General features: G+C 67.1%; 17 protein-coding genes and 1 pseudogene. 17 read left to right on the top strand and 1 reads right to left on the bottom strand.

The genetic code is table 11. The features are described 5' to 3' along the window. The 15 genes from ACN6PJ_RS29635 to cysM all read left to right on the top strand — a co-directional run. Positions 1-2138: DNA gyrase C-terminal beta-propeller domain-containing protein (locus ACN6PJ_RS29635; protein WP_427999255.1), on the top strand; the 2138-nt coding region annotated here is incomplete at its 5' end. Next, entirely contained in the window at positions 2138-3268 is a 1131-nt protein-coding gene (serC, locus tag ACN6PJ_RS29630) for a 3-phosphoserine/phosphohydroxythreonine transaminase (protein WP_427999254.1), read from the top strand. The genes ACN6PJ_RS29635 and serC, both read left to right, overlap by 1 nt. After that, entirely contained in the window at positions 3261-4346 is a 1086-nt protein-coding gene (gene pheA, locus ACN6PJ_RS29625; RefSeq protein ID WP_427999253.1) for a prephenate dehydratase, read from the top strand. Before serC ends, pheA begins: the two co-directional genes overlap by 8 nt. Positions 4347-4357: 11 nt before the next feature. Then, entirely contained in the window at positions 4358-5479 is a 1122-nt protein-coding gene (gene hisC / locus ACN6PJ_RS29620; RefSeq protein WP_427999252.1) for a histidinol-phosphate transaminase, read from the top strand. Further along, positions 5476-6378: a prephenate dehydrogenase gene (locus tag ACN6PJ_RS29615; RefSeq protein ID WP_427999251.1), complete on the top strand. Its 903-nt coding sequence runs from the start codon at positions 5476-5478 to the stop codon at positions 6376-6378. Before hisC ends, ACN6PJ_RS29615 begins: the two co-directional genes overlap by 4 nt. A gap of 5 nt (positions 6379-6383) precedes the next feature. Next, positions 6384-7706, top strand: coding sequence for a 3-phosphoshikimate 1-carboxyvinyltransferase (gene aroA / locus ACN6PJ_RS29610; protein WP_427999250.1), 1323 nt, complete (start codon positions 6384-6386; stop codon positions 7704-7706). A gap of 14 nt (positions 7707-7720) precedes the next feature. Then, positions 7721-8413: a (d)CMP kinase gene (gene cmk, locus ACN6PJ_RS29605; protein ID WP_427999249.1), complete on the top strand. Its 693-nt coding sequence runs from the start codon at positions 7721-7723 to the stop codon at positions 8411-8413. Positions 8414-8627: 214 nt separating this feature from the next. Continuing rightward, on the top strand, positions 8628-10340 hold the full coding sequence (rpsA, locus tag ACN6PJ_RS29600) for a 30S ribosomal protein S1 (RefSeq protein ID WP_062682962.1): 1713 nt from the start codon (positions 8628-8630) through the stop codon (positions 10338-10340). Positions 10341-10343: 3 nt separating this feature from the next. Continuing rightward, a complete protein-coding gene (locus tag ACN6PJ_RS29595) occupies positions 10344-10703 on the top strand; it encodes an integration host factor subunit beta (protein ID WP_427999248.1) in 360 nt (119 codons plus the stop codon). Positions 10704-10865: 162 nt separating this feature from the next. Then, positions 10866-11180 carry a LapA family protein gene (locus ACN6PJ_RS29590; protein ID WP_043542997.1) on the top strand — a complete coding sequence of 105 codons (315 nt, stop codon included), beginning with the start codon at positions 10866-10868 and terminating at the stop codon, positions 11178-11180. Between the two features lie 60 nt (positions 11181-11240). Continuing rightward, the gene (gene lapB / locus ACN6PJ_RS29585) at positions 11241-12458 is read left to right on the top strand and encodes a lipopolysaccharide assembly protein LapB (protein WP_427999247.1); all 1218 of its coding nucleotides are present in this window, start codon (positions 11241-11243) and stop codon (positions 12456-12458) included. Continuing rightward, complete coding sequence (gene rfaE1, locus ACN6PJ_RS29580) at positions 12455-13396, top strand: D-glycero-beta-D-manno-heptose-7-phosphate kinase (protein WP_427999246.1); 942 nt, start codon at positions 12455-12457, stop codon at positions 13394-13396. Before lapB ends, rfaE1 begins: the two co-directional genes overlap by 4 nt. Beyond that, a complete protein-coding gene (gene rfaD / locus ACN6PJ_RS29575) occupies positions 13393-14382 on the top strand; it encodes an ADP-glyceromanno-heptose 6-epimerase (protein ID WP_427999245.1) in 990 nt (329 codons plus the stop codon). Before rfaE1 ends, rfaD begins: the two co-directional genes overlap by 4 nt. 201 nt (positions 14383-14583) lie before the next feature. Further along, positions 14584-15069, top strand: coding sequence for a ComEA family DNA-binding protein (locus ACN6PJ_RS29570; RefSeq protein ID WP_427999244.1), 486 nt, complete (start codon positions 14584-14586; stop codon positions 15067-15069). Between the two features lie 82 nt (positions 15070-15151). Beyond that, a complete protein-coding gene (cysM, locus tag ACN6PJ_RS29565) occupies positions 15152-16060 on the top strand; it encodes a cysteine synthase CysM (protein ID WP_427999243.1) in 909 nt (302 codons plus the stop codon). A 93-nt stretch (positions 16061-16153) separates the two neighbouring features. On the opposite strand, the gene mltB is transcribed toward cysM, so the two are convergent. Further along, positions 16154-17320, bottom strand: a complete 1167-nt coding sequence (gene mltB / locus ACN6PJ_RS29560; RefSeq protein WP_427999242.1) for a lytic murein transglycosylase B — start codon at positions 17318-17320, stop codon at positions 16154-16156. A 10-nt stretch (positions 17321-17330) separates the two neighbouring features. Between mltB and ACN6PJ_RS29555 the strand changes: the two genes are divergently transcribed. Further along, positions 17331-18254, top strand: a complete 924-nt coding sequence (locus tag ACN6PJ_RS29555; protein WP_427999241.1) for a histone deacetylase family protein — start codon at positions 17331-17333, stop codon at positions 18252-18254. Between the two features lie 70 nt (positions 18255-18324). Continuing rightward, positions 18325-18419, top strand: a pseudogene (locus tag ACN6PJ_RS29550) (electron transfer flavoprotein subunit beta/FixA family protein); the annotation flags it as partial.

The following is an 18419-nucleotide window of genomic DNA, read 5'->3' as shown; positions in this document are numbered from 1 at the left end:
TGGCCACCAATATTCCGCCGCACAACCTCCAGGAAGTGGTCGACGGCTGCCTGTACTGCCTGCGCAATCCGGCGTGCTCGGTCGATGAGCTCATGGAGCTCATCCCGGCGCCCGATTTCCCCACCGGCGGCGTCATCTACGGCATGTCCGGCGTGCGCGAAGGCTACCGCACGGGCCGTGGCCGCGTCATCATGCGCGCCAAGACCCACTTCGAAGACATGGAGAAGGGCAATCGCCAGGCCATCGTGGTCGACGCGATCCCCTACCAGGTCAACAAGAAGACGCTGCAGGAGCGCATCGCCGAGCTCGTCAACGACAAGAAGATCGAAGGCATCTCGGATATCCGCGACGAGTCCGACAAGGACGGCATGCGCCTGGTCATCGAGCTCAAGCGCGGCGAAGTGCCCGAGGTGGTGCTGAATAACCTGTACAAGAATACCCAGCTGCAGGACACCTTCGGGATGAACCTGGTGGCGCTGGTCGACGGCCAGCCCCGCCTGCTCAACCTGAAGCAGATGATCGACTACTTCCTGCAGCACCGCCGGGAAGTGGTCACGCGCCGCACGGTGTTCCAGCTGCGCAAGGCCCGCGAACGCGGCCACGTGCTGGAAGGCCTGGCCGTGGCGCTGGCCAACATCGACGATTTCATCGCCATCATCAAGGCGGCGCCGACCCCTCCGGTCGCCCGCCAGGAACTGATGGCGAAGTCGTGGGATTCGTCCCTGGTCCGCGAGATGCTGTCGCGCGCCGACGGCGACACGCCGGGAGGCCGCGCGGCCTTCCGTCCGGACGACCTGGGCGCCGAATTCGGCCTCCAGGGCGACGGCCTGTACCGCCTGAGCGATACGCAGGCCCAGGAAATCCTGAACATGCGCCTGCAACGCCTGACCGGGCTGGAGCAGGACAAGATCGTCGGCGAATACAAGGACATCATGTCCACCATCGCCGACCTGCTGGACATCCTGGCGCGTCCGGAGCGCATCACCACGATCATCGGCGAAGAGCTGCAGGCCATCAAGGCCGAGTTCTCGACCGGCGCGAAGGATACGCGCCGCTCGGAAATCGAGCTGAACGCGACGGAGCTCGACACCGAAGACCTGATCACGCCGACCGACATGGTCGTGACCCTGTCGCACGGCGGCTACATCAAGAGCCAGCCGCTGTCCGAATACCGCTCGCAAAAGCGCGGCGGACGCGGCAAGCAGGCCACGGCCATGAAGGAAAACGACTGGATCGACCAGTTGTTCATCGCCAATACGCACGACTTCCTGCTGTGCTTCTCCAACCGCGGCCGCGTGTACTGGCTGAAGGTCTGGGAAGTGCCGCAAGGCACGCGCAACTCCCGCGGCAAGCCCATCGTGAACATGTTCCCGCTGGCTGAAGGCGAGAAGATCACCGTGGTGCTGCCGGTCAAGGAATTCAGCGAAGACCACTACGTGTTCATGGCGACGTCGCGCGGCACGGTCAAGAAGACCCCGCTGTCCGACTTCTCCAACCCGCGCAAGGCCGGCATCATCGCCGTGGACCTCGACGACGGCGACTACCTGATCGGCGCCGACCTCACCGATGGCAAGCACGACGTCATGCTGTTCTCCGACGCCGGCAAGGCCGTGCGCTTCGACGAGAACGACGTGCGCCCGATGGGCCGCAACGCCCGAGGCGTGCGCGGCATGATGCTGGAAGACACCCAGACCGTGATCGCGCTGCTCGTCGCCGGCGACGAAACGCAAAGCGTGCTGACCGCCACCGAGAACGGCTACGGCAAGCGCACGCCGATCACCGAGTACACGCGCCACGGCCGCGGCACCAAGGGCATGATCGCCATCCAGACCAGCTCGCGCAACGGCAAGGTGGTCGGGGCCGTGCTGGTCATGCCTTCCGACGAGATCATGCTGATCACGACGGGCGGCGTCCTGGTGCGCACCCGCGTCTCGGAAATCCGTGAAATGGGCCGCGCGACGCAAGGCGTCACGCTCATCAACGTCGACGACGGCAGCTCGCTGTCGGGCGTGCGCCGGGTCGTGGAAAGCGACGCGGACGATGACGGCGACCTGGACGCGGACGGCCAGGACGCGGACGGCGGCGACGGCAACGGCGCGGCGGATACGACGGATTCGACGGAACCTACGGAGCAATAATGGCCCGCCCCTGGAACTTCTCGGCAGGCCCCTCGGCCTTGCCCGAGGTGGTGCTGCAGCAAGCCGCTGCGGAAATGCTGGACTGGCACGGCAGCGGCATGTCCGTGATGGAAATGAGCCATCGCGGCAAGCACTTCGTGCAAATCTGCGATGAAGCCGAATCGGACTTGCGCGAACTGCTGGGGCTGCCGGCGGACTACGCCGTCATGTTCATGCAGGGCGGCGGTTCCGGGGAAAACGCCATCGTTCCCATGAACCTCATGGGCCGCCGCGGCACGCCGGCCGCCGATTTCGTCGTGACGGGCCACTGGTCCAAGCGTTCGTACAAGGAAGCCGGGCGCTACGGCAGCACCCACCTGGCGGCAAGCAGCGAGCAGGCCATCCAGCTGGACGGCCGCGAGCAGGCGCCGCTGACCTGGGTGCCGCCGGTCGATACCTGGCAGGTGCGCAAGGATTCGGCCTACCTGCACCTGTGCAGCAACGAAACCATCGGCGGCGTCGAGTTCATGGACTGGCCCGACACCGCCGGGCTGGGCGCGCCCGACGTGCCGCTGGTCGTGGATGCGTCCTCGCATTTCCTGTCGCGCCCCATGGACGTGACGCGCTGCGGGCTGCTGTATGCGGGCGCGCAGAAGAACGCCGGCCCGGCGGGGGTGACGGTTGTCATCGCGCGCCGCGACCTGATCGGCAATGCCTTGCCGATCTGCCCGTCCGCGTTCGATTACGCCAACGTGGCCGCCGAGCACTCGCGCTACAACACGCCGCCGACCTTCGCGATCTACGTCGCCGGCCTGGTGTTCAAGTGGGTCAAGGCCAACGGCGGCGTGGCGGGCATGGAAGCCGCCAACAAGGCCAAGGCCGATCTGCTGTACGGCTACCTGGACGGCACCTCGTTCTATCGCAATCCCATCCACGCTCCCGTGCGCTCGCGCATGAACGTGCCGTTCGTGCTGCGCGACGAATCGCTCAACGACGCCTTCCTGCAGGGCGCGGACGCGGCCGGCCTGACGCAGTTGAAGGGCCACAAGAGCGTGGGCGGCATGCGCGCCTCCATCTACAACGCCGTGCCCCTGGAAGGGGTGGCGGCGCTGGTCGAGTACCTGAAGGAATTCGAGCGTCGCTATGGATGATGACCTGCAGCGCAAGCTGCTCCCCCTGCGGCAGCGCATCGATGCGCTGGACGCGCAGATCCTCGAACTGCTGACGCAGCGCGCGCGCGCCGCGCTGGAAGTGGGCGAGGCCAAGCATGCCGCGCAGGCCGACGGCCCGGTGCTGCGCCCCGAGCGCGAAGCCGAGGTCATCCGCCGCCTGCAACAGACCAATCCCGGTCCGTTCCCGAACGCGGGCGTGGCGGCGGTCTGGACCGAGATCATCTCGGCCTGCCGCGGCCTGGAGCGCGGCATGACGGTCGCCTTCCTGGGGCCGCAAGGTTCGTTCTCCGAACAGGCGGCCATGGAGCATTTCGGCCATGCCGTGCAGAAACTGCCGTGCGCCTCCTTCGACGAGGTCTTCCGCGCCGTCGAGGCGGGCCAGGCCGACGTGGGCATGGTGCCGGTGGAGAACTCCACCGAGGGCGCCGTCAACCGCAGCCTGGACCTGCTGCTGAACACGCCGCTCAAGATTCTGGGCGAACGCTCGCTCGTCATCCGCCACTGCCTGATGTCGCAGTCCGGCAGCATGGACGGCATCAAGACCATCTCCGCGCATCCGCAGGCGCTGGCCCAGTGCCAGGGCTGGCTGACGCGCAACTATCCCGACGTGGCCCGCGTGGCCGCCTCCAGCAATTCCGAGGCCGCGCGCGCGGCCGCGTCCGACCCCGGCATCGCGGCCATCGCGGGCGAGGTGGCCGCGCCCGCCTGGAACCTGCGGGTCGTTGCCGCGGGCATCCAGGACGATCCCCACAATCGCACCCGCTTCCTCGCCATCGGCAGCATCGAACCGCTGGCGAGCGGGAAGGACAAGACCAGCCTGATCCTGGCGGTGCCCAACCGCGCGGGCGCGGTCTACGAAATGTTGGCCCCGCTGGCGGCCAACGGCGTGTCGATGACGCGCTTCGAGTCCAGGCCCGCCCGCACCGGCCAGTGGGAATACTATTTCTACGTCGACGTGCTGGGCCATCGCAATGATCCCAACGTCGAGCGCGCGCTTGCCGCCCTGCAGGCGCAGGTCGCTTACCTGAAAGTGCTGGGTTCCTACCCGGCGTCGTGAGTCTCTCCAACATGACCCCCGCATCCAAGCCCCTCGCAGCCCCCGCGCACGTCAGCGCCATCGCCCCTTACCAGGCGGGCAAGCCCATCGAAGAACTGGCCCGCGAGTTCGGGCTGGATCCGGCCGGCATCGTCAAGCTGGCGTCCAATGAAAACCCGCTGGGCATGCCCCAGTCGGCGCGCGCGGCCATGCTGGCAGCCGCCGAGTCGCTGGCGCGCTACCCGGACCCCAACGGCTTCGACCTGAAGGCGGCCTTGGCCGAGCGCTACGGCGTGCCCATGAACTGGATCACGCTGGGCAACGGCTCGAACGACATCCTGGAAATCGCGGCGCTGGCGCTGCTGGAGCCCGGCGTGTCCGCCGTATACGCGCAACATTCGTTCGCCGTCTACCGCCTGGCCACCCAGGCTCGCGGGGCGCGCCACATCGTGGTGCCGGCCAAGGAATATGGGCACGACCTGGACGCGATGTTCGATGCCATCGCGGACGACACGCGCCTGCTGTTCATCGCCAACCCGAACAATCCGACCGGCACCTTCGTGCCGGGCGACGCGATCGCGGCGTTCCTGGAGCGCGTGCACGCCGCTCATGGGGACCGCGTCACGGTCGTGCTGGACGAGGCCTACAACGAATACCTCGATCCCGAATTCCGCTTCGACAGCACGGAGCTGGTGCGCCGCTACCCGAACCTGATCGTGTCGCGCACCTTCTCCAAGGCATACGGCCTGGCCGGCTTGCGCGTGGGCTTTGCGGTGGCGCAGCCCGCCCTGACCGACCTGCTGAACCGCGTGCGCCAGCCGTTCAACGTCAACACGCTGGCGCAGGCCGCCGCCGTGGCCGCGCTGGCCGACGCCGCCTACCTCGAAGAGGCCTATGCCTCGAACAAATCGGGCAAGGCCCAGCTGTGCGCCGCGTTCGATCGCCTGAAGCTGCGCTATGTGCCCAGCTACGGCAACTTCGTGCTGGTCCACGTCGGCGATGCGCCGCGCATCAACCTCGAGCTGCTCAAGCGCGGCGTGATCGTGCGCCCGGTGGCGGGCGACGGCCTGCCCGAGTGGCTGCGCGTGTCCATCGGGCTGCCGGAAGAAAACCAGCGCTTCATCGACGCCCTGACCGCCATCCTGTCCGAATGAACGACGCTTCACTGTCTTCCGATCAGGGGGCCGCTGGCCCCCTGATTCCTGTATTGGCCATCGTTGGCGTGGGCCTGATCGGTGGATCCTTCGCCGCGGCGCTGCGCAAGGCCGGGCAGGCGGGCAGGGTGCTGGGCGCGGGCCGCAATCCGCAGTCCCTGGCGCGCGCGCTCGAATTGGGCCTGATCGACGAGGCTGTCTCCCTGGACGAGGCGGCCGCGCGCGCCGACCTGATCCTGCTGGCCACGCCGGTGGGCGGGCTGGCGGATGCTTTGTCGCGCATGCGCCCGCACCTGCGCGCGGGCGCCGTGCTCACGGACGCCGGCAGCACCAAGGCCGAGGTGGTCGAGGCGGCGCGCGCCGCCCTGGGCGAGCGGATCGGCCAGTTCGTGCCGGGCCACCCCATCGCGGGGGCCGAGCGCACGGGGCCGGAGGCGGCGGACGCCGACCTCTACCGCAAGCGCACCGTCATCCTTACCCCATTGGCTGAAAACGGCGCGGCGGCCCTGGACATGGCGCGCCGGGCCTGGCTGGCCTGCGGGGCGGAGGTGATCGACATGGACGCCGACGCCCATGACCGGGTGCTGGCGTCCGTCAGCCATTTGCCGCACCTGCTGTCGGCGGCCTACATGGAGCAGGTGGCCACGGCCGCCGACGCCGCGACCCGCCTGGACCTGGCGGGCAGCGGCTTTCGCGACTTCACGCGCATCGCGGCGGGTTCGCCGGAGATGTGGCGCGATATCTTCCTGTCCAACCGCGACGCGATGCTGGCCGAACTCGCCGACGTCCGCGCGGCGCTGGACCGTGCCGAACGCGCCATCGCCGAGGGCGACGGCGCGGCTTTGTTGAGGCTGCTGGATACGGCGGCGCAAGCGCGCCGCAACTGGCGCAAGGAGTAGCTGACATGGGCGCTTTGCCTTATCTCGACCTGCCGCGCGTGCGGCACGCGCGAGGCGTGATGGCCCTGCCGGGCTCCAAGAGCATTTCCAACCGTGTGTTGCTGCTGGCCGCCATCGCCGAAGGCAGCACCGCCATTACGGGGCTGCTGGATTCCGACGACACCCGAGTGATGCTGGCCGCCTTGCGCCAGCTGGGCGTGCAGGTGTCCGAGCTGGACGAGGGGCGGGTCACGGTGCAGGGCGTGCCGCGCTTCCCCGTGGAAAGCGCGGACCTGTTCATGGGCAATGCCGGCACCGCCATCCGCCCGCTGACCGCGGCCCTGGCGCTGATGGGCGGCGACTACCGCCTGTCGGGCGTGCCGCGCATGCACGAACGCCCCATCGGCGACCTGGTCGAGGCGCTGAACGCGCTGGGCGCGCGCATCGATTTTCTTGGCCAGCCCGGCTATCCGCCCCTGCACATCGGCCGTGGCGACATCGCAGAGAATGCGGTGACGCGGGTGCAGGGATCGGTGTCCAGTCAATTCCTGACGGCCTTGCTGCTGGCCGCGCCGTTGCAGACGCGCGGCGGCGGCAAGCCGGTCACGATCGAGGTCGTGGGCGAACTGATTTCCAAACCGTACATCGAGATCACGCTGAACCTGATGGCGCGCTTCGGCGTGCAGGTGCGGCGCGACGGCTGGAGCCGCTTCGTCATCGAGGGCGGGGCGGCTTACCGCAGCCCCGGGCAGATCGCGGTCGAGGGCGACGCTTCCACGGCATCCTACTTCCTGGCGCTGGGAGCGATCGGAGGAGGGCCGCTGCGCGTCACCGGCGTGGGCGCCGACAGCATCCAGGGCGACGTGGCCTTTGCCGGCACCCTGGCCGACATGGGCGCCTCCGTGAGCTACGGCCCCGACTGGATCGAGGTGTCGGGCGCGCGCGTCGCCCAAGGCGAGCGCCTGAAGGCCTTCGATACGGATTTCAACCTGATACCCGACGCCGCCATGACCGCGGCCGCGCTGGCGCTGTTCGCGGACGGGCCCTGCCGCCTGCGCAATATCGGCAGCTGGCGCGTCAAGGAAACCGACCGCATCCATGCCATGCAGACCGAGCTGGAGAAGCTGGGCGCCCAAGTGGAATCGGGGCCGGATTGGCTGCGGGTGACGCCGCCCGCCCAGGACGGCTGGCGCGATGCGCACATAGGCACCTGGGACGACCACCGCATGGCGATGTGCTTCTCGCTGGCGGCCTTCGGCCCCTCGGCCGTCCGTATTCTCGATCCGGGTTGCGTCAGCAAGACATTCCCGGGTTACTTTGACGTTTACGCGGGCCTGGTGACGGCCTAGCGGATGATGTGCCCATGACTTCGATTTCCTCCGAATCCTCCTCTGCCGTCCCCGTCATCGCGATCGACGGCCCCACCGCGTCCGGCAAGGGCACCGTGGCCCATCGCGTCGCCAAGGCGCTGGGCTGGGCGGTGCTCGACAGCGGAGCGCTCTACCGCCTGACCGCCCTGGCGGCGCTCGACCGCGGCCTGTCCGCCGACGACGAGCCCGGGGTGGCCCGGGTGGCCGAAACGCTGGACGTGCGCTTCGATGGCCCCCATATCTATCTGGCGGGCAGGGAGGTCGGCCACGATATCCGCCGCGAGGAAGTCGGCAATTTCGCCTCCCGCGTGGCCGCCTTCCCGGGCGTGCGGCAGGCGTTGCTCGAGCGCCAGCGCGCCTTCCGGCTGCCTCCGGGCCTGGTGGCGGACGGGCGCGACATGGGCACGGTGGTGTTCCCGGACGCGCCCTTGAAGGTGTTCCTGGTCGCCGACGTGGTCGCGCGGGCGCAGAGGCGCTGTAAGCAGTTGATCGAAAAGGGAATTTCTGCTAATCTAGACGACCTTCTACGGGATATGCGCGAGCGGGATGCCCGCGACATGGGGCGAACTACGGCGCCCTTGGCTCCCGCAGCGGATGCGCACGTGCTGGATTCGTCTGATTTGACGGTTGCAGAAACGGTGCAGGCAATACTGGATTTCTGGAAGCGCGCCTCGGCGGGCCGCTGACCCTTCCAGGGTCGGCTCACCCGGGTTCCTGGCTACTTCCGGGGTCCACAAGCAGTTTTCTGATTATTTTTTAGGCCCTGTTCAGGCCTGGCGCAACCCCCACGGGCCACCCCGCAAGGGCGAACCGGCAAACAGGTATTTTGACTCCACTGTGGCGGGCAATCCGCTGCGGTGTGTATTTAACGGCCATTTCGGCCCAATGGATTTCAACCCCATGTCTTCCGTTTCCACTACCGCCACCGGCGGCGAAAGCTTCGCCGACCTTTTCGCACAAAGCCTCAAGAGCCAGGACATGAAGTCCGGCGAGGTCATCAGCGCCGAAGTCGTGCGCGTCGACCATAATTTCGTCGTCGTCAACGCCGGCCTGAAGTCCGAAGCGCTGATCCCCCTGGAAGAGTTCCTGAACGACCAGGGCGAGCTCGAAGTGCAACCCGGCGATTTCGTCTCGGTGGCCATCGATTCCCTGGAAAACGGCTACGGCGACACCATCCTGTCGCGTGACCGCGCCAAGCGCCTGTCGGCCTGGCTGCAACTGGAAAAGGCCCTGGAGAACGGCGAACTGGTTACCGGCACCATCACCGGCAAGGTGAAGGGCGGCCTGACCGTCATGACCAACGGCATCCGCGCGTTCCTGCCGGGTTCGCTGGTGGATCTGCGTCCGGTCAAGGACACCACCCCGTACGAAGGCAAGACCCTCGAATTCAAGGTCATCAAGCTCGACCGCAAGCGCAACAACGTCGTGCTGTCGCGTCGCCAGGTGCTGGAAGCCAGCATGGGCGAAGAGCGCCAGAAGCTGCTCGAAACCCTGCACGAAGGTGCCGTGGTCAAGGGCGTGGTCAAGAACATCACCGACTACGGCGCGTTCGTGGACCTGGGCGGCATCGACGGCCTGCTGCACATCACCGACATGGCCTGGCGCCGTGTGCGTCACCCCTCCGAAGTCCTGCAAGTGGGTCAGGAAGTCGAAGCCAAGGTTCTCAAGTTCGACCAGGAAAAGAGCCGCGTCTCCCTGGGCGTCAAGCAACTGGGCGAAGATCCGTGGGTGGGCCTGGCTCGCCGCTACCCGCAAGGCACCCGCCTGTTCGGCAAGGTCACCAACCTGACCGACTACGGCGCGTTCGTTGAAGTCGAAGCCGGCATCGAAGGCCTGGTCCACGTGTCCGAAATGGACTGGACCAACAAGAACGTCGACCCGCGCAAGGTTGTGACCCTGGGCGAAGAAGTCGAAGTCATGGTCCTGGAAATCGACGAAGACCGTCGTCGTATTTCGCTGGGCATGAAGCAGTGCCGCCAGAACCCGTGGGAAGAGTTCGCCACGAACTTCAAGCGTGGTGACAAGGTCCGCGGCGCCATCAAGTCGATCACCGACTTCGGCGTGTTCGTCGGCCTGCCCGGCGGCATCGACGGCCTGGTCCACCTGTCCGACCTGTCGTGGACGGAAGCTGGCGAAGAAGCCGTGCGCAACTTCAAGAAGGGCGACGAGATCGAAGCCGTGGTTCTGGGCATCGATACCGACAAGGAACGCATCTCGCTGGGCATCAAGCAGCTGGAAGGCGACCCCTTCAACAACTTCGTCGCCACGTTCGACAAGGGCGCCGTCGTTCCGGGCACCATCAAGTCGGTCGAAGCCAAGGGCGCCGTCGTGACGCTGTCCGTGGACGTCGAAGGCTACCTGCGCGCTTCCGAGATCTCCTCGGGCCGCGTCGAAGATGCCACCACCGTGCTGACCGCCGGCGAGAACATCGAAGCCATGATCGTCAACATCGACCGCAAGACGCGTTCGATCCAGCTGTCGATCAAGGCCCGCGACAACGCCGAAACCGCCGAAACGATCCAGCGCATGTCCGACGCCAGCGCTTCGTCCGGCACCACCAACCTCGGCGCGCTGCTGAAGGCCAAGCTGGACCAACAGCGCAACGACGGTTAATTCGTGACCAAGTCGGAGCTGATCGCCGCCTTGGCGGCCCGCTATCCTCAGCTGGCCGCCCGCGACACCGATTACGCGGTCAAGACCGTGCTCGATGCAATGACCCAGGCCCTGGCCTCGGGCCAGCGCATCGAGATCCGCGGTTTTGGCAGCTTTTCGCTGTCGCAGCGGTCTCCCCGCATCGGGCGCAACCCGAAATCCGGCGAACAGGTGCTGGTGCCTGGAAAACAGGTGCCGCACTTCAAGGCGGGCAAGGAATTGCGCGAGCGGGTCGACCTGGCCGGCGGCAATGAAGAGGACGCTCAATCCACTGGATCGAGTGAACCGATGCCGTCGATGGCGAGTCTGCACGCCATGCATTGACGGCACGGCTGAATGGCTGCCTTCGGGCGGATCGGACCGCGAACCAAGCCCCTTGAGCAATCAAGGGGCTTTGTTTTTTGGCGCCCGGCACCGGCTTTTTTTCGCGGGAGGCCGGAGACGTCGCTTACAATTGAAAGTCTTGAATTCTTAGGAGCATGCGTCATGCGCTACCTAGTCTGGGCCCTGCGATTGCTCGTGTTTGTTGCGGTATTGATGTTCGCCCTGAAGAACACCGATCCGGTTGCGGTGAAGTTCTACGCCGATTACGTGGTGCAGGACGTCCCGCTCATCGTCGTGATGCTGGTCGTTTTCGTGCTGGGCGCCCTGTTCGGTCTCTTGCTGACCGTGCCCGCCGCCATGCGCCGCCGCCGCGAGGCCATGCGCCTGCGCCGCGAACTGGACCGCGTGCAGGCCGCCGTGAATGGCACAACGCCTGTCGTGCCGCCCGAGGCCGTCGCTCCGATGTCGCCGCTCTGATGCCGCTGCGTACGCCGCAGATCGCCTTTTCCGCACCGACTTACCGCAAGAGCCCGAACAGTGGATTTTGAACCTTGGTGGTTGATTTTCGTGCCGGTGCTGTTTGCGCTGGGCTGGCTGGCCGCGCGTTTCGACATCCGGCAAATGCTGCGGGAAACCCGCAGCCTGCCCGACTCGTATTTCCGGGGCTTGAACTTCCTTCTCAATGAGGAACCGGACCGGGCCATCGACGCCTTCGTCGAAGTGGCCAAGCTGGACCCCGAAACCACCGAGCTGCATTTCGCCCTGGGAAGCCTCTTTCGCCGCCGCGGCGAGATGGAGCGCGCCATCCGCGTGCACCAAAGCCTGCTGAACCGCTCGGACCTGCCCGCCGCCGAGCGCGAGCACGCCCAGCACGAGCTGGCCCAGGATTTCCTGAAGGCCGGCATGCTGGACCGCGCCGAAAGCGGCTTCGAGCAACTCAAGGACACCCGCTACGCCTTGCCGGCGTTGCGCTCGCTGATCCGCATCTTCGAATCGGAACACGACTGGCCGCGCGCGATCGAGGCCGTGAAAACGCTGCAGGGCCTGGTCGACGAGCCGGTGCCGCAGATCGTGCACTATTACTGCGAGCAGGCGCAGGCCGCGCTGGCGTCCAAGCCGGCCGACATCGAGGCGGCCCACAAGGCGCTGGACGCCGCCGACCACGCGCTGTCGTCCATCGACGCGACGTCGAGCCGCGGCGCCATGGTGCGCACGGCGATGCTGCGCGCCAGGCTGGCCCTCATCGAGCAGGATCCGAAGCGCGAACGGCTGTACCTGGAGTCGGTCATGACCGACGCTCCGGAATACGCCGGGCTCGTCGCGGAGCAGGTGCTGGCCAATTACCGCACCGCCAACCAGGCCGAAGCCGGGCTGGAAGTGCTGCTGAAACAATACGAGCGCCACGCCTCCCTGGACCTCTTCAATGTGCTGTTCCGCGAGCTGCGCGTCCAGAAGGGGGCCGCGCCGGCATGGACCTTCGCCCGCGGCGCCTTGCGCAGCCATCCCTCCCTGCTGGGGCTGGACCGCCTGCTGGAAGCCGAGCTGGCCAATGGCGAGGGCAACGACGCCGACCATGGCCCCGTGCCGGGCGCCGACCTGACGCTGCTGCGCAGCCTGATCCACAAGCATACGCAGCGGCTGGACCGCTACGCATGCCGCAGTTGCGGTTTTCAAGCGCGTCGTTTTTACTGGCAATGTCCCGGCTGCAACGCCTGGGAAACCTACGCGCCGCGCCGCCTGGAAGAACTTGAATGAACTCTTTTCCCGCCGAAGCCATCTCGCATAGCCGCGTTCTCGTGGTGGGCGACGTGATGCTGGACCGGTACTGGTTCGGCGAGGTCGAACGCATTTCGCCGGAAGCGCCGGTCCCCGTGGTGCGCGTGGCTCGCCGCGAAGACCGCCTCGGCGGCGCCGCCAACGTCGCCCGCAACGTGGCGGCGCTGGGCGGTCACGTGACCCTGGTGGGCGTGCTGGGTGAAGACGAGGCGGGCGACAGCGTCCGGCGCCTGTCCACCGAAGCGGGCATCCAGGCTGACCTGATCGCCGACCCGTCCCTGCACACCACCCTCAAAATGCGCGTGCTGGGCAGGCAGCAGCAATTGCTGCGGGTCGATTTCGAGCAGCATCCCGCCCAGGCCGCCCTGGACAGGGTGGACGCCGCGCTGGCCCGCCACCTGGCCAACCACGACATCGTCGTGCTGTCCGATTACGCCAAGGGCGTGCTGACGCGGGTGGAGGCCCTCATCGCGCTGGCCCGCGCCGCTGGCATTCCGGTGCTGGTGGACCCGAAGGGCGATGACTACACCCGCTACCGCGGCGCCACCCTGGTCACCCCCAACCGGTCGGAAATGCAGCAGGCCGTGGGCCGCTGGAATTCCGAGGCCGAACTGACCGATCGCGCGCAGCGGCTGCGCGCCGACCTGGACCTGGAGGCCCTGCTCGTGACGCGTTCCGAGCAGGGCATGACTTTGTTTACCGATGCGGGACGCGACCACATCGACGCGCAGGCGCACGAAGTGTTCGATGTGTCCGGCGCGGGCGATACCGTGCTGGCCACGCTGGCGGTATCGCGCGCCATCGATTTGCCGTGGGCGGACGCCATGGCCTGGGCCAACCGGGCCGGCGGCATCGCCGTGGGCAAGCTGGGCACCTCCGTCGTCACCGCCGCCGAACTGGCAGGAGAATCCTCATGATCGTCGTTACCGGAGCCGCGGGCTTCATAGGCAGCAACCTGGTGCGCGGGCTCAACCGCCGCGGCATCGAGGACATCATCGCGGTCGATGACCTGACCGAAGGCGACAAGTTCGTCAATCTGGTCGACTGCAAGATCGCAGACTACCTGGACAAGGACGATTTCCGCCGGCGCATCGCGGACGGCAGCATCGGGGAAGTCCGCGCGGTGCTGCACCAGGGCGCGTGTTCCGACACCACCGAGCGCAACGGCCGCTACATGCTCGACAACAACTACCGCGTCACGCTCGAGCTGTTCGAATTCTGCCAGGCGCGCCGCATTCCCTTCCTGTACGCGTCCTCCGCGGCGGTCTACGGCGGCTCCTCGGTCTATGTCGAGGACCCCGCCAACGAAGGCCCGCTGAACGTCTACGGCTATTCCAAGCTGCTGTTCGACCAGGTCCTGCGCCGCCGCATGGACAGCCTGACCGCCCAGGTGGTGGGCCTGCGCTATTTCAATGTCTATGGTCCGCACGAGCAGCACAAGGGCCGCATGGCCTCGGTGGCGTTCCACAACATGAACCAGTTCCTGGAACACGGGCACGTGCGCCTGTTCGCGGGCTGGGACGGCTATCCGGATGGCGGCCAGAGCCGCGACTTCATTTCCGTCGAGGACGTGGTCGCCGTGAACCTGCATTTCCTGGACCATCCCGAGCAGTCCGGCATCTTCAATTGCGGCACGGGCAGGGCGCAGCCGTTCAATGACGTGGCCGCAGGCGTGGTCAACGCGCTGCGCGCGGAGCGCGGCGAGGCCGAGCTGACGCTGGCGCAACTGGTCGAGCAGGATCTCATCCGCTACATCCCGTTCCCGGACGACCTGAAAGGCCGCTACCAGAGCTACACCCAGGCCGATGTCTCGCGCCTGCGCGCCGCGGGCTTCCAGGCGCCGATGCGCGACGTGCGAACCGGCGTGTCGGAGTACGTGCGCTATTGGCGAGCCCGCAAGTAAGGGCCCCCCGCTTGGAAAAGCCACCGGCCGGTCCGGTGGTTTTTTTTGGGGTGGCGGCGGCACGGCACGGCGGGATGAACGCCTTCGTGGCGGCTTGCCGGGGTGGACGTTTCCGTTCACCGCCCGCTCCGGGCCATGGAGAGGCCGGCATGATCGATGCGTGGCCCGACAACCGTTGCGCCCATTCTTCAGGAGGCATCCATGAATCCGTTTCTACACGCCGCGGCGGCACAGCCGTCCCCCTCTTCGCGGTGGCGCGGCGCGCGCCGGCCTGGGCTGGCCGGCACGCCGCGGACGAGGCAGGCGCGCGCCTTGCGGCGGGCGCTGGGCGCGCTGCTCATGATGGCGGGCCTGGGCTTCGCGGCAGCGCCGGCGCATGCCGTGGACGTGAACGCGGCGAGCGCGCAGCAGCTCGAAGGCGTCCGGGGCATCGGCCCCCGCACCGCCGAGATCATCGTGCGCGAGCGCGAGCGTGGCGGCAAGTTCGAATCGCTGGACGACCTGGCCGAACGCGTGCGGGGCATAGGCATGAAAAAGGCGCAGGCCCTGCAGGCCGCGGGATTGCAGGTCGGGCAGGCTGGAGCGCCGGCAGCGGCGGCGGCCGCTCCCGCGGCGGCCAAGCCGGCCGCCAGTCCGCCCGCAGCCTCGCCCGGCGCGCCCCGGGCGCCGGTCCGCCCCAGGCCTTGACGGCGCGCCGCCCGGCGGGAAGCCCTGGCGGGAGCGCGGCTTTTCGCGCCGCCCGCCGCCACGCGGAGTTATTATCATCCGCATGACTACTACCTATCCCACTATCGAGCAAACCGTCGGCAACACGCCGCTGGTGCGCCTGCAGCGCATCCCCGGGGCCGCGGGCGCCGCGCGGGGCAATGTCATCCTGGCCAAGCTGGAGGGCAACAACCCCGCCGGCTCCGTGAAGGACCGCCCCGCGTTGTCGATGATCAAGCATGCGGAAGAGCGCGGCGACATCAAGCCGGGCGATACCCTCATCGAAGCCACCAGCGGCAATACCGGCATCGCGCTGGCCATGGCGGCCGCCATGCGCGGCTACCGCATGATTCTCATCATGCCCGACAACCTCTCGGTGGAGCGCCGCGCGGCGATGGCTGCCTACGGCGCCGAGCTGATCCTGACGCCGGCCGACAAGGGCGGAATGGAATATGCCCGCGACCTGGCCACCGAGATGCAGGCCGACGGGCGGGGCCTGGTCCTGGACCAGTTCGCCAATCCCGACAATCCCCGCGCCCACATCGAGACGACCGGTCCGGAGATCTGGAACCAGACCGACGGCCGCGTCACGCATTTCGTGAGCGCGATGGGCACCACGGGCACCATCATGGGCGTATCGACCTACCTGAAGTCGCGCAATCCCGCCGTTCAGGTGGTGGGCGCGCAACCCGCCGAAGGCTCGTCGATTCCCGGCATCCGCAAATGGCCCGAAGCCTACCTGCCCAAGATCTTCGACCGCAGCCGCGTGGATGCCTACGAATCCATCCAGCAATCGGAAGCCGAGGTCATGGCGCGGCGGCTTGCCGCGGAGGAAGGCATCTTCGGCGGAATTTCCTCGGCCGGAGCCTTGGTCGCCGCCCTGCGCGTGGCGGAGCGCGTCAACGGCGCCACCATCGTGTTCATCGTGTGCGACCGCGGCGACCGCTATCTTTCCACCGGCGTATTCAACTGAACTGAAAGCGCGGAAAAAACGCCCGGGCGGCAATCGCCCGGGCGGTAGCGCGTTGCCCCGCCACGTAGTAGCGGGCCCGGCGCGATAGCCTGTCTATCGGCCGACGCGAAGTTCGATTTCGTCGGCGAGGTCGGCCACGGACGTGGCGTAGAAGTAGCTGCGGTTGTACTTCGTCAGCGCGAAGAAGTTGGGCGTGCCGACGCGGTATTGCGCCGTGCCCCGGGCCTCTTCGACCAGATCGACGACGCCCAGCGGCTGGCTGGCCCAGCCGTCGCCGGTCGCGCCCGGCCGCAGGCGCGCGCCGGCCGCCGTGAGCGAGCCCCAGCTCTGCTTGGGCTCCAGCCCGCCGTCGACCAGCGGGGAAGGATCCGCGGGCAGCGTCACGGGCGCGAACACCGGCAAGCCGCGTTGCCAGCCGTGCTGCGACAGGAAGCTGCCCACCGACATGATCGCGTCCCGGGTGTTGTTGGTGAGGTCGATATGGCCGTTGTCGTCGCCGTCCACCGCGTAATGGATGACGCTGGTGGGCATGAACTGCGGCATGCCGATGGCGCCCGCGTAGGAGCCGCGGGTCTCCAGGTCCAGCTTGTCCTGCATGACCAGGGTCAGGAAGTCCGCCAACTGGCCGCGGAACATCGTGGCGCGCTCGGGCTTGGCGGGATCCGGGTAATCGAAGGCCAGCGTGGTCAGGGCATCCAGCACGCGGAAGTTGCCCATATTGCGTCCATACAGCGTTTCCACGCCGATGATCGACGCGATGATGGGCGCGGGCACGCCGAAGCGTTGGGCGGCCTGGTTGAGCAGATCCCGGTTTTCATTGTAGAAGTCCACGCCCCAGCCGATGCGCTTGGGTTCGACGAAGCGCGAGCGGTACGTCAGCCAGCTGCGCCAGATTTTCTTGCCCGGCGGCGACGGCGCGATCAGACGCGCGACGGTGGCGTTGTAGCGCGAACTTTCCAGCGCGGCGACCATCGGGTTCAGCGGCAGCTGGCGGTCCGCGGCCAGGCTCTCCACGAACGAGCGGATTTCCGGCCGCAGCGCGCCGTTGGCGTCCAGCGCGGCGGGGCCGTCATCCGGCAGTACGGAGCCAGGGGCCGGCGCGGAGGGTCCGATGCGGATGGGAGCAGGGGCGGATGACGAGGCGGTGGCCGGCTGCGAAGCCGGGCTGGATGCGGAGGTAGCGGGGGGAGCGGTGGTGGAGCAGCCCGCCAGCAGGGCGGAAAGGGCTCCGAGTTGCAGTAATCGCCGACAGATGAACATAATCTTCCTTATGGAGACCATGTATCTTACCCACCCGGCATGCCGCTTGCATGAAATGGGCAACTGGCATCCCGAAAGCCCGCAGAGGCTCGACGCCATTTCAGATCAGTTGCTGGCCAGCGGATTGATGCCTTACCTGGACGACCGGCAGGCCCCCCAGGCATCCCGTCACGACTTGTTGCGCGTGCACACTGTCCAGTATCTGAACAGTCTGCGCGAAAACACGCCGGACCAAGGGTATTTCCCTATAGATCCCGATACGCTGATGAATCCGCACACCTACGAGGCCGCGCTCTATGCGGCTGGCGCGGGGGTGGCGGCGGTGGACGCCGTGGTGGGCGGCGAAGCCCGCACCGCCTTCTGCGCGGTGAGGCCTCCCGGGCACCATGCCTGCCGCTCACAGGCGATGGGATTCTGCTTTCTGAACAACATAGCTATTGCGGCGCAGCACGCGCTGGACTTCCATGGCCTGGCGCGCGTGGCCATCGTCGATTTCGACGTGCATCACGGCAATGGCACCGAAGACGTCTTCGCCGGAGACGAGCGCGTGCTGATGTGCAGCTTCTTCCAGCATCCCTTCTTCCCGAATAGCGGCGCGGACCACCCGGCCGCCAACATGCTGAACGTGCCCGTGCCGGCCTATACGGCGGGGGCCGCCGTCAGGGCCATCGTGACGGACGCCTGGCTGCCCCGGCTGGAGGCGCACAAGCCCGAATTGATACTGGTGTCGGCGGGTTTCGACGCGCATCGCGAGGACGATATGGGCCAGATGGGCCTGGTCGAGGCCGACTATGCCTGGATCACCGAACGCCTTGTCGAGGTGGCGGATCGCCATTGCCAGGGCCGGATCGTCAGCACGCTGGAGGGCGGTTACAACTTGTCCGCCCTGGGGCGCAGCGTGGTCGCGCATATACGAGCGCTGGCGAAGCTGTAGAATCAGGAAAAAATTGTGCAATGCGATCCCGGCGCATGCCGGGTAATTATTTCCATTTGGAGGCAGCGGGATGAAGGTGTTGGTACCTGTCAAGCGCGTCGTTGACTACAACGTCAAGGTGCGCGTCAAGTCTGATCAGACTGGTGTGGATATCGCCAATGTGAA

Source organism: Achromobacter sp., from assembly GCF_050285585.1.
Classification (GTDB): Bacteria; Pseudomonadota; Gammaproteobacteria; order Burkholderiales; family Burkholderiaceae_B; genus Achromobacter.
The sequence above is the reverse complement of the archived record's forward strand: the minus strand, read 5'-3'. Positions and strand labels throughout refer to the sequence as shown.

Bases quoted from the DNA above. Each gene is read 5' to 3' on its own strand.
- serC (WP_427999254.1), top strand. From the start codon at position 2,138: ATGGCCCGCCCCTGGAACTTCTCGGCAGGCCCCTCGGCCTTGCCCGAG.
- pheA (WP_427999253.1), top strand. From the start codon at position 3,261: ATGGATGATGACCTGCAGCGCAAGCTGCTCCCCCTGCGGCAGCGCATC.
- hisC (WP_427999252.1), top strand. From the start codon at position 4,358: ATGACCCCCGCATCCAAGCCCCTCGCAGCCCCCGCGCACGTCAGCGCC.
- ACN6PJ_RS29615 (WP_427999251.1), top strand. From the start codon at position 5,476: ATGAACGACGCTTCACTGTCTTCCGATCAGGGGGCCGCTGGCCCCCTG.
- aroA (WP_427999250.1), top strand. From the start codon at position 6,384: ATGGGCGCTTTGCCTTATCTCGACCTGCCGCGCGTGCGGCACGCGCGA.
- cmk (WP_427999249.1), top strand. From the start codon at position 7,721: ATGACTTCGATTTCCTCCGAATCCTCCTCTGCCGTCCCCGTCATCGCG.
- rpsA (WP_062682962.1), top strand. From the start codon at position 8,628: ATGTCTTCCGTTTCCACTACCGCCACCGGCGGCGAAAGCTTCGCCGAC.
- ACN6PJ_RS29590 (WP_043542997.1), top strand. From the start codon at position 10,866: ATGCGCTACCTAGTCTGGGCCCTGCGATTGCTCGTGTTTGTTGCGGTA.
- rfaE1 (WP_427999246.1), top strand. From the start codon at position 12,455: ATGAACTCTTTTCCCGCCGAAGCCATCTCGCATAGCCGCGTTCTCGTG.
- rfaD (WP_427999245.1), top strand. From the start codon at position 13,393: ATGATCGTCGTTACCGGAGCCGCGGGCTTCATAGGCAGCAACCTGGTG.
- ACN6PJ_RS29570 (WP_427999244.1), top strand. From the start codon at position 14,584: ATGAATCCGTTTCTACACGCCGCGGCGGCACAGCCGTCCCCCTCTTCG.
- cysM (WP_427999243.1), top strand. From the start codon at position 15,152: ATGACTACTACCTATCCCACTATCGAGCAAACCGTCGGCAACACGCCG.
- mltB (WP_427999242.1), bottom strand. From the start codon at position 17,320: ATGTTCATCTGTCGGCGATTACTGCAACTCGGAGCCCTTTCCGCCCTG.
- ACN6PJ_RS29555 (WP_427999241.1), top strand. From the start codon at position 17,331: ATGGAGACCATGTATCTTACCCACCCGGCATGCCGCTTGCATGAAATG.